Genomic DNA, 10439 nt, shown 5'->3' with positions numbered 1-10439 from the left:
GCCCGAACCTACCAGGAACTCTGGAAGGCCGTCGGCCATGTCTGCGACCTCTTCACCGACGAAGAATGCTACAACTTCTTCAAAGCCGCCGGATACAAAACCGATTAAACGCGACACGCTCTAGGGTCAGGACCCATTGATCTTCCATTTTCGGCATGATTCAGCCTCCGCAAGGAGACCGATCAATGAGCAACCTTTTCTGGCTGACGGATGCGCAGATGGCCCGTCTGGAACCATTCTTTCCCAAGAGCCATGGCAAGCCGCGTGTCGATGACCGGCGAGTGCTGAGCGGCATTATCTTCATCAATCGCAATGGCTTGCGGTGGTGTGATGCACCGAAGGAGTATGGTCCACCCAAGACCCTCTACAACCGTTGGAAGCGATGGGGCGACAAGGGTGTCTTTGCCCGGATGATGGAGGGGCTGGCCTCCGAGGCGGCCGTTCCGAGGACGGTGATGATCGACGCGACCTATCTGAAGGCGCACCGCACGGCGACCAGCCTGCGGTCGAAAAAGGGGGGCCAAGCGATCAGAGGGGTCGTTTGATCGGCCGGACCAAGGGCGGCATGAACACCAAACTGCACGCCGTTACCGATGCCGATGGACGTCCGATCCGCTTCTTCATGACCGCAGGCCAGGTCAGCGACTACACGGGTGCTGCGGCCCTGCTGGATAGCTTGCCATCTGCAGAATGGCTGCTCGCCGACCGCGGCTATGATGCCGACTGGTTCAGAGATGCGTTGAAAGACAAGGGGATAAAGCCCTGCATCCCGGGCAGGAAGTCGCGCGGCAAGCCTGTCAAATACGATAAGCGCCGCTACAAACGCCGCAACAGGATCGAGATCATGTTCGGCCGCCTGAAGGACTGGCGCAGGGTTGCCACGCGCTACGACAGGTGCCCGAAGGTCTTCCTCTCCGCCGTCGCCCTCGCCGCAACCGTCATGTTCTGGCTATGACGAGAGAATGAGTCCTGACCCTAGAAAGAATGGATCCGACAATCAGACGCCTCTGAGGGTGCGGGCTTCGGAACTCTTCCATCTTGAACCCTACGTTGAAGACCTCTTGGAGTAGGCCGATCCACCTCCACGGCGGGCAGCGGTTTAGAGCAGTCCACCATCCACGCGGATTGTCCGTCCGGTGATCCATCCCGCATCGTCTGATGCGAGAAACGCCACGACGCCACCGACGTCGCCCGGCTGTCCAATCCGCCGCAAGGGCGTCTGAGCGCTTAAAGCGGCACCGCGCGCCTCGATTGCGGCCTTGGTCATGTCGGTCTCTATGAGGCCCGGGGCGACGGCGTTGATCGTGATGCCCTTTGGCCCTAGTTCTTGAGCGAGCGCGAGGGTCAGCGCCGAGACAGCCGCTTTCGACGCAGCGTAAATCGAGGTCCCGGCAAAGGGCGCCTCCGCGAGGCGCGACGAAACATGGATGATCCGCCCGGGATTTGTCATGATCGGCACAGCGGCGCGCGTCAGCGAGAGAGCGCCCAACACATTGGTGTCGAACATCGCGCGGTAGTGTATGGCATCCGCATCCTCCAGCGGCAGATACTGCGCCACGCCGGCGGCGTTGACGAGGATGTCGAGGCGTCCAAAGGACGAGATACAGGCCCGAACAAGCGCCTCGCAGTCTTCAGGGCTGGCCACGTCGACTTGAAAGGCGGCTGCCTTCGCTCCGGCGTTCTTCAAGGCGCCGACGATACATTCCGCAGACGCCAAATCGCTTCGATAGGCAACGGCAACGGTCGCACCCTCCGCGCCGAGCCGACGGGCGACCTCTGCACCGATGCCTCTCGATCCTCCTGTGACAATGGCAACCCGTCCCGAAAACCGTCCCTCGCCGTCCATTTGAACCTCTCTTTCAGAACCGGTCATCCCGGCCGTTTCCAAGCCCCCTCGGCAACATCTTCGAGCGCGTGGAGGTAGTCGTCGGTCGGCGTAGTCGGCAGGTCAGCAAGTTCCTGCGCAGCTTTCGAAAACGCGTCGAGGTGGCCTTGCCGTTCGGCATCGTCTGACCGAGGCACGCCGTGCGCCACATAGGCGGGAGCGACCTCGTAGCCCATGTATTCCAAGGCGAGCCTCTGAACCGGCATGAGGATGGGCCCGATCGGACCGTAGACGCCGTCTTCAGCGAAGCGACTCGGGGTCCCGCCCGTGGTCACGCTAAGCATCGCGCGCCGTCCCTTGAAGAGGCCCGTTTCGAAACGCCTTCCGTCGACATAGGCAAATCCGTAGGCGAGAACCCGGTCGATCCAACCCTTCAGCATTCCCGGGGGACCGCCCCACCAGAGCGGAAACTGAAGGATGAGGTTGTCCGCTGCCGCAAGACGCGCCTGTTCTCGGGCAATATCCGGAGCGAAGGCTATATTTCGGACGGCCTCAGACTGCTCGGCTTGAACGTGAAACCGTTCTGGATCAGCAACGCTAGACATGTCGTGGCGGCCGACATCTGCACGGAAACCCTCGGCATAGAGATCCGACACGGTGACGTTGTGGCCGGCCTCGCGCAGCGCGCTCGCGGCCGCCTGCGCCATGGCGTGATTGAAGGAGGATCGCTCGGGGTGCGCGACCACGATCAGAACGTTGCGCGAGGTTGCCATTGTCAGAAGTTAACCTTGTTGCCGCCCTTGAGGGCGAGGATCTCACGGGCCTCGTCCGGCGTCGCAACGTCGAACCCCATTTGCTCGATGAGGGCGCGGGCCATCGAAACTTGTTCAGCGTTGCTCTTGGCGAGCTTCCCACGGCCCGCATAAAGCGAGTCTTCCAAGCCCACGCGAACATGGCCGCCCAGCAGGGCAGACTGAAGGGCCACCTGCATCTGGTGGCGCCCTGCCCCTAGCACAGACCACTGATACGCATCGCCGAAGAGCCGATCGGCTGTCCGGCGCATGTGGAGCACATCCTCAGGATGCGCCCCGATGCCGCCGAGAATACCGAAGACCGACTGCACGAAGAAGGGTGGTGTCACCAGACCACGCTGCACGAAATGGTGAAGCGTGTAGAGGTGCCCGATGTCGTAGCACTCGATCTCAAACCGCGTCCCGTTACCCGCGCAGGTCGTGAGGATACCTTCGATGTCGACAAAGGTGTTCTTGAAGACGCGGTCGCGCGAGCCCTCGATGTAAGGCTTCTCCCAATCGTGCTGGAAATCGGTCATCTTTTCGAGGATCGGGAAGAACCCGAAGTTCATCGACCCCATGTTAAGCGAAGCGACCTCGGGCTGAAACACCGCGGCCGGGCGCAAGCGCTCTTCGACGCTCATCGTGGGAGCGCCACCCGTCGTGATGTTGATGATGACGTCCGTGCGCTGCTTGATCACTTTCAGGAAGGGCTCGTAGGCCTCAGGTGACTGATCCGGCTCACCGGTTTCGGGATTGCGGGCGTGCAGATGAACGATCGCCGCCCCCGCTTCGTAGGCACCGATGGCGGCCTCCGCGATCTCGGAGGCCGTGACCGGGAGATGCTGGGACATCGACGGAGTGTGGATCGACCCCGTGACGGCGCAGGTAATGATAATCTTGCGGGGCATTTATCCTCTCAGAAAAGCATTTTGGGAAGGAAGAGAGACAGCACCGGGACAAGCGCGATGAGGGTGAGGACGGCGAGACAGACTGCGATGAGCGGTAGAGCTTCCCGGATCACGCGGGTGACCGGCTCGCCCGAGATTGCCGAGGCTATGAAGAGCAGGATGCCCACAGGCGGCGTGGCCATGCCTATCACCACGTTTAGAACGACGACGGTGCCAAATTGCACCGGATCCATTCCGATCAGCGCCTGGAACTTCAAAAGGATTGGCATGGTGAGAATGAGAATCGAGATCGGCTCGAGAAACATTCCTAGGATGAGAAGGAAGATGTTCAGGAGGAGCAGGATCAGAAGAGGCTGTTCGGTGATCGCGAGAACGAGGTCCGCGATCTGCTGGGGCACCTGCTCGAGGGTGAAAACGAACGACACGATGGAAGCCATCGAAGTAATGAAGAGGATCGATGCCGAAACGAGCGTCGTAGCGACGAGCGCCTCCCAAAGGCGACGCAAGTTGAGATCGCGGTAGGCAAAGCCGACCACCAAAGCATAGGCGACGGCGACGGCTGCGGCCTCGGTCGGGGTGAAGATACCCGCCTTGATCCCAACGAGAATAATCGCCGGAAGAAGGAGCGCGGGAAGCGTGCGCGCCGTAGCCTGCCAGCGCTCGCGTCCGACCATGCGCTCGGTCACCGGGAAGCCGTCTCTCCGGGCGCGGTAGGAAGCATAGATGAGCAATCCCGTCGCGATCCCGATGCCCGGCACGATACCCGCGAGAAAAAGCTGACCGATGGAGGTGCCCGAAAGCACACCGTAGATGATCATCGTGATCGACGGCGGAATTATCGGCCCCATGACGGAGGCGACGGCGATGAGGGCGGCCGCGTAGGCAGGCGGCATGCCCTGCCTGCTCATGGTGGGAATGAGGATCGAGCCGAGTGCAGATGCTTCGGCCGTCGCGCTGCCTGAAATCCCTGCAAAGAATCCCGACGACAGGATCGATACCGATGACATGCCGCCACGCCGATGGCCCACCATGGCGCGGGCGAAATGCACGATCCGGTCGGTGACCCCGCCCACGTTCATCAGCGCCCCGGCCAAAAGGAAGAGCGGAATTGTGAGAAGGACGAACTGGTCGACACCCGCCATCATCCGTTGCGGCAACATCAGGACCATCGATCCATTGCCGGAAAAGTAGAGGTAGGCCGTGCCCGCCATTCCAAGCGTAAGCGCGATCGGAATGCCGGAAGCTAGCAATCCAGCGAAGATGATAAAGAACGCGCCCATCAGCCCTGTCGCCCTCCGGTTCCCACGGTGTCACCTTCATCGTCGATCCCATCCTGCACGGCAGCACCGACGGCCGGGTCGAAGCTCACTACAACGTCTGCGCAGACATGAAGGATCATCAAGACCGCACCGACTGAGACGGAGATGTAGACATATTTGATCGACAGTCCGAGCCTATCCCCAAAAAGTGCACCCCAGATGAAGTCGAGCGCAGGGATCGTTTGCTGGGAGAAACGGGAGGCGTAGTCGGCTCCGTAGATAGCAATGACGACGAGGAAGGCCACAATCGGCACGGCGCTCACGAGCTTTAGAATTCGCTTTCCCCGGTCGGACAAAGCCGCCGGGAGAAAGTCGATCGCAATGAACTCGCCCTTCGAGTAGGCCAAACCTAGGACGAGGAAGGTCTGCCAGATCAGCAGATAGCGACAGAGTTCCTCTGCCCAGATCAGAGACCCACCGGCGACGTAGCGCACCCAGACCTGGGCGATCATCACCACGACGATGATCGCCATGGTCGTCCCGGCGAAGACGCGCAGAACGGTCAAGTAGATACTAACAGCAAGTGCAAGGGGCGGAGGTAGCGTCACAGCGGCTCTCTTGAATGGGAAGTGTCTCCGTGGCCGCGGCGGCCACGGAGACAGATCGTCAGGTTATGCTCTGAGCGGTTTCGACGAACTCCGCGATGAGAGGATCGCGCGCAGCCCACTCTGCCGTGAGCGGTGCCACCGCCGCACGCATCTCCTCGAGGTTTTCGAGCTCGATGATGTTGACACCCTTCTCCCGAAGCTCGTCACGGCCCGCGAGGTCCTGCGCCTTGGCATAGGCCAGGGTCGCTGAAACGGAACGGCGGCCCGCTTCGCGCATCGCGGACTTCTCTTCGTCCGACAGCGTGCTCCAGAAGCCCGTCGAGACGACGTTGGAGGCGTGCCACGGATAATGCCCAGTGAGCGTGAAATTCTTGCCGATCTCCCACAGATTCTCACCTACCATGGAGGAAACGTTGATCTCGACGGCGTCGATCACGCCGGTCTCGAGCGCGCCATAGACCTCGCCATAGGGGAGACCCACCGGTGCGGTTCCGAGAGCTTCCCAGATCGCCTTGTGCAGCGGCACCGGCACAATTCGCGTCTTGAGACCCTTCATGTCGGCGACGCTGCGCACTTCCGTATTGACCGACAGGAAGTTCCGCTGGCCAATATCGGCCGTGGCGAGCCCGATGATGCCGGCCTCTTCGAGGTCGTCCTGGAGCTTCTGGCCGATGGGGCTCAACGCCAGTTTCTCGAAATGGTCGTAATCACGGACGAGGAAAGGCAATTGCCAAGCGTCATAGGACGGGCGTCCCGTCACCAGCGGGATCAAAACGCCTGAGATCATCGCCACTTCGATCGCACCCGCCACCGCAGACTCGAGGTTCTGCTTGTCGTCGCCGAGCTGTCTGTTGGGGAAGATCTGAACGTTGAAAGCACCGGGAAGAATGTCTTCGAGCGCGTCTCTGAAGCTCGTCGCCAGAACGTGACCGGGATGAATCTCGCTCGTGGCATGGGCGAGGCGTACCATCTTGCCGGAGGCGCGTGCGATATGTGGTGCGGCGAGAGTCGCGCCAAGCGCGGCACCGGATTGCAGGAGCAGTCGTCTGGTGATCATCTTTTGGTTCCTCCCTAAAGTTCGATCAGTCGTTTGTGGTCAGAATTTGGTGGAGTGGCGTTGGCGCTTGTTGTTGCAGGTCCCTCTCTCAGAAGCTCATACTCCTTGCGCGTCAGCTCAAGCGGGCATCGGATAGTCGTCGGCATTCAGGACCCAGCCGGGCTTCTCCGAGAAGTCTACGCGCGGGGGGCAAAAGATATCGACGAGTTGATTGGTGCTTGCCCCAATGGCCCGCGTGGTGTGGATCACGGGCGGCGGGATTACGAGCGCTGACGGCGAGGCCATCGAGACGGTGCGGTCGTCGCGCCAGTCGTTCATGTCGGTTGTCCAGGTCCAGCGCAGGTGGTGGTTAAACTCGCCTTCAATCGCGAGGGAGCACTGCTCAAAATCGTCATGGTGGTGGGGAGACATCTTGGAAGCGTCACGCGGACCGAAGTAGGGGTCGAGCACATTCACCATCATCGTGGTGCAGCGGAATATCCGCCCGAACCGGCCGGGTTCCGGGGCGACATCGAGAGAATAATGCCGCACCTTCCAGCCGCCCTTGGGTTCGGGCCATGCCTCGAACTCCGGAATATGCGCGCGCGGCGTATTATAAGCTTGGGCGTTCGAGCAAAGCGCCGCGAGATCCTCGGACCGCGTGGTGAAAAGCCGCGTCATTGGGCCGCCGTCGGGCAGCGTCACGGTGCTGTCGCCGGGCGGGACGAACACAAGCGACCATCCGGGCACCTCGACGGTCTGGCCGCTCCACTCGATGACCGCAGCCGTCTTGGGGAGAAGCACCGCATACTCGTCTACCTGCCTCGCGCGGACGAAGGAAGCTCCCTTAGACGCCTCGGACCAGGCAAGAACGAAGTTATTACCGCGGACAAGCCAAGTCCGGGAATCTCCATCTTCGATCTGGGGCGCCTCATCGTAGAAATAGGCTTCCTGCTGTTCTGCGATCAGGCCGGTCTGGGACATAGCGCCCGGCGCTTTAGGAGCCAGCGCGGCGCGCGGGTCGGATTTGTCATACATTGGTCACCTCTTTCTTCGCCCGGATCACAGCGTCGGACATCCGGGCATGGGCCTGCATCGCGGCGCTTCTGAGAAATCCTTGGTCGGAGGACAGGATGAAGGCCGTCGATCCGGCTTTTGCCTGGATCTCGGCGTCTTCCGGTGAGCCCGGAAGGATTGCCACAGGGCGGCCAGCTCGGCGCGCGGCGGCTTGCACGAGGCTCGTGGCCTCGCGGACCTGTTCCGCAACATCGTCAGCGCCCTCATAGGCAGCCGCAAGATCACCCCGACCGATGAAAACGCCGTCCAGGCCGTCCACAGCGAGGATTGCGTCAATATTCTCGATGGCCTGATGATCTTCGATCATAGCGATGATCGTCACCCGCTCGTCTTCGCTGGCCATATGTTCGGCCTGACCGGCGCGCCCGAAGTCTCCGGCGCGCGTGGTTGGGGCGAACCCGCGTTTGCCGCCCCGATAGCGGCCCGCCGCAACGAGCGCCCGGGCGGTATCTGCGTCTGTGACATGGGGAACCAGCACGCCGTCAGCGCCGCAATCCAGCACCGAAAGGATAGAAGCCGGGTCCGCGCTCTGAACACGGACGACCGAGGCAATGGAAGCCGCCCGGCACGCTAGAATGATCCGGTCGGTGGTTTCGCGGTTAAACGGGGCATGCTCTTCGTCAACGACGACAAAGTCGTAGCCGAGACCACCCATGATCTCCGCCGGCATCGTTGCAGGCACCTTCAGAAATGTCCCGAAGAGCGGTTCGCCTGCCAAGAACCTAGAGCGGAAGCTCTTTCGTTCACCCAACGCAAATCCTCCCCTTGTGTTTCGTCTAATAGAACGCTATCCTGTTATTCAGAACATAGAGTGAGATTTTGCCCGGAGTCAAGCCGAAGACACCAAGGCGAGGGAGTCGTTTGTCATGCCGAAGATTGCATCCGAGAAAACGGAAGGAGTTCAGAGTGTTGTTCTTGCGCTCTCAATTCTGGAGACCCTGGGTCAGGCCCGGAGCCACCTCGGCGTGACCGCACTCGCCGATGCGCTCGACACGACCAAGAGCCGCATCCACCGGCACCTTCAGACCTTGGTCCAACAGGGCTACATCGTTCAGTCGCCGCTCACCGAACGATACAGGCTCGGAGCCAAGCTCATTGAATTGGGAAACGCGGCGATCCATTCCTCCGACATCGTCGGCGTTGCGGCGCAGCCGATGCGGCTTCTGCGAGACCGCTGCGAACAGGCTGTCATTCTGGGTCAGATTGAGGACGGAGGGGTCCGCATCCTGACAACGATCGGCGGCAAGATGTCTGTGGAAGTCGGCGTCCGGCCCGGGTCTATTCTGGGGTTCAATACTTCGGCTCAGGGAAAGCTGGCACTGGCCCTGATGCCCGAACCGACGCGGGAACGCATATTGTCCTCTCCGCTGAAGGGTGAGACGAAGTTCTCGATCACCGATCCCAGTGCACTGAAGCGTCATCTCGAGGAAATCCGGGAACGTGGCTGGGCGGATGCGCCAAACGAGGCGGCAACCGGGCTCAATGCCCTCGCCTTTCCGCTTCTTGGCCCCTCGGGGAAAATGATCGGGACTTTGGCCATCGTGAGCCTGACCCAGTTCATCAGTTCGCCGCCGTCCAAGGAGCAGATTGAAGCTGTCGGCACCGCAGCCGAGGCGATCTCCAACGCCATGGGCTATATAGGAGAGCTTCCCGGCTCATGGAGATAGTGCGGAAGCAGGGCTCCCGCCCCTTCAGCCCTTCAGCCCAATGACTGTTGCGGCATTATCCGCGATCATAGCTTGGATGTCGGCGTCGGCATATCCCAAGGCAAGGCACATCGCGACGCCGCGCCGAAGCCCGGCTAGCGGATCGACAGAACCGACCTGGCCTAGATCGGAGCACAGGATCGTCCGCTCCGGCCCAACGCAGTCGATGAATGCACGTAGTTCTTCGTCGGTCCTGTTTTTGAACTTCGAGCCTTCGATGAAGAACCCAAGGGAGTGCTCCACGAAAGCCCCCATGGCCGCGATCTCCTTAGTGTCCTCGAAGGACGCCCCGACGATATCCTCGGGGTGGGTAAAGATCAGCCGCTCCACACCGCGCCGCCGCGCCTCTGCGAAAACAATCTTGGTTTCCGATACGTGGATGTGCCCACTTGCGAGCGCGAGGCCCGTTGCCGCCACCACGTCGAGGATATCGAGAAGCTCGGGCAGAAGCTTGCCATCCTTGAACAGTGGAACGGCTGAGGCCGGACGGATCTTCTGCGTCGTTGCGGGATGCTCCCAACCGGAAGTCTTCTCCCATTCAAGATGGTTTTCGGCGGCGAGGGTCGGCAACCATACGATCTTGCCGTTCATCGCAGCAGTATGCTCCACGGCGTAGGGATTGAGCCCACCCACGACATTATTGAGCACAATCCCGGAGAAGACCTCTGTTTTGAGCTCGGGGTGATGATCGCGAATAAGTTGAGCGCACATCACCCCTGAGTAATCATGGTCTTTCGTCACAAGTGCCGCAAACCCTGCATCCGAATACGTCTTCGCGAGATTCAGGTGATCGACAGCACGCGGCGCGATCGAAGGACCGCTATGCACGTGCGGGTCGACAGCACCGACGAGAATTTCGTCAATCAGAGCGGCCTGGTCGCGTTCGATAATTTCGATAGGTGTCATAGCCATTCCTCCGATCGTTGGTTCCGTGACTAGGCTGTTCTGATAGGTAGAACAGGTTTCTGATTAACGGAACGTATTTCATGCTTATTTTCGTTGGATCGGTGTGTCAAGGGGCAACCAAACCGCCCGCAGCCAGCCAAATGAATGGCTTGAGCAACGCAAAAGCAGGTGGAGCTGGGATGTAGATTGCAATGCATAAAAACGACATGGTGTGATTGCGGCGGTCGCTCTCCAGTGGCGAACGAGGTCCGGTATGTTGGCCTCATGTATATAAGGCGTGAGGAGAACGACCTATGGAACATTATGCTGGTTTGGATGTG

General features: G+C 60.6%; 11 protein-coding genes. 2 read left to right on the top strand and 9 right to left on the bottom strand.

The genetic code is table 11. The features are described from left to right. Positions 1-185 precede the first annotated feature (185 nt). Positions 186-955 (top strand): IS5 family transposase gene (locus PVW27_RS20815; RefSeq protein ID WP_240504185.1). Its coding sequence is split into 2 segments (ribosomal slippage): positions 186-522 and positions 522-955, totalling 771 coding nucleotides; the frame shifts between segments, so codons are not numbered across the junction. Between the two features lie 144 nt (positions 956-1099). On the opposite strand, the gene PVW27_RS20810 is transcribed toward PVW27_RS20815, so the two are convergent. The 8 genes from PVW27_RS20810 to PVW27_RS20775 all read right to left on the bottom strand — a co-directional run bounded on the left by PVW27_RS20810 (position 1100) and on the right by PVW27_RS20775 (position 8258). Beyond that, positions 1100-1846 (bottom strand): SDR family NAD(P)-dependent oxidoreductase, encoded by a 747-nt coding sequence (locus PVW27_RS20810; RefSeq protein ID WP_274561024.1) that lies wholly within the window; start codon positions 1844-1846, stop codon positions 1100-1102. Positions 1847-1869: 23 nt separating this feature from the next. Further along, on the bottom strand, positions 1870-2598 hold the full coding sequence (locus PVW27_RS20805) for an NAD(P)H-dependent oxidoreductase (protein WP_274561022.1): 729 nt from the start codon (positions 2596-2598) through the stop codon (positions 1870-1872). Between the two features lie 2 nt (positions 2599-2600). Then, entirely contained in the window at positions 2601-3527 is a 927-nt protein-coding gene (locus PVW27_RS20800; protein WP_274561020.1) for a 3-keto-5-aminohexanoate cleavage protein, read from the bottom strand. An 8-nt stretch (positions 3528-3535) separates the two neighbouring features. Next, the gene (locus PVW27_RS20795) at positions 3536-4807 is read right to left on the bottom strand and encodes a TRAP transporter large permease (RefSeq protein WP_274561019.1); all 1272 of its coding nucleotides are present in this window, start codon (positions 4805-4807) and stop codon (positions 3536-3538) included. After that, positions 4807-5319 carry a TRAP transporter small permease gene (locus tag PVW27_RS20790; RefSeq protein WP_274561017.1) on the bottom strand — a complete coding sequence of 171 codons (513 nt, stop codon included), beginning with the start codon at positions 5317-5319 and terminating at the stop codon, positions 4807-4809. Before PVW27_RS20790 ends, PVW27_RS20795 begins: the two co-directional genes overlap by 1 nt. A 133-nt stretch (positions 5320-5452) precedes the next feature. Then, positions 5453-6451, bottom strand: a complete 999-nt coding sequence (locus PVW27_RS20785; protein ID WP_274561015.1) for a TRAP transporter substrate-binding protein — start codon at positions 6449-6451, stop codon at positions 5453-5455. A 117-nt stretch (positions 6452-6568) separates the two neighbouring features. Beyond that, positions 6569-7468, bottom strand: a complete 900-nt coding sequence (locus PVW27_RS20780; RefSeq protein WP_274561013.1) for a hypothetical protein — start codon at positions 7466-7468, stop codon at positions 6569-6571. Continuing rightward, positions 7461-8258: an HpcH/HpaI aldolase family protein gene (locus tag PVW27_RS20775; RefSeq protein WP_274561012.1), complete on the bottom strand. Its 798-nt coding sequence runs from the start codon at positions 8256-8258 to the stop codon at positions 7461-7463. The genes PVW27_RS20780 and PVW27_RS20775 overlap by 8 nt, the downstream gene beginning before the upstream one ends. 115 nt (positions 8259-8373) lie before the next feature. Between PVW27_RS20775 and PVW27_RS20770 the strand changes: the two genes are divergently transcribed. Further along, complete coding sequence (locus tag PVW27_RS20770) at positions 8374-9174, top strand: IclR family transcriptional regulator (RefSeq protein ID WP_274561010.1); 801 nt, start codon at positions 8374-8376, stop codon at positions 9172-9174. 24 nt (positions 9175-9198) lie between these two features. On the opposite strand, the gene PVW27_RS20765 is transcribed toward PVW27_RS20770, so the two are convergent. Then, the gene (locus tag PVW27_RS20765) at positions 9199-10119 is read right to left on the bottom strand and encodes a DUF6282 family protein (protein ID WP_274561009.1); all 921 of its coding nucleotides are present in this window, start codon (positions 10117-10119) and stop codon (positions 9199-9201) included. Between the last annotated feature and the right edge of the window lie 320 nt (positions 10120-10439).

It is taken from the genome of Seohaeicola sp. 4SK31 (assembly GCF_028802875.1).
In the GTDB taxonomy this organism is placed as follows: domain Bacteria; phylum Pseudomonadota; class Alphaproteobacteria; order Rhodobacterales; family Rhodobacteraceae; genus Seohaeicola.
The sequence above is the reverse complement of the archived record's forward strand: the minus strand, read 5'-3'. Positions and strand labels throughout refer to the sequence as shown.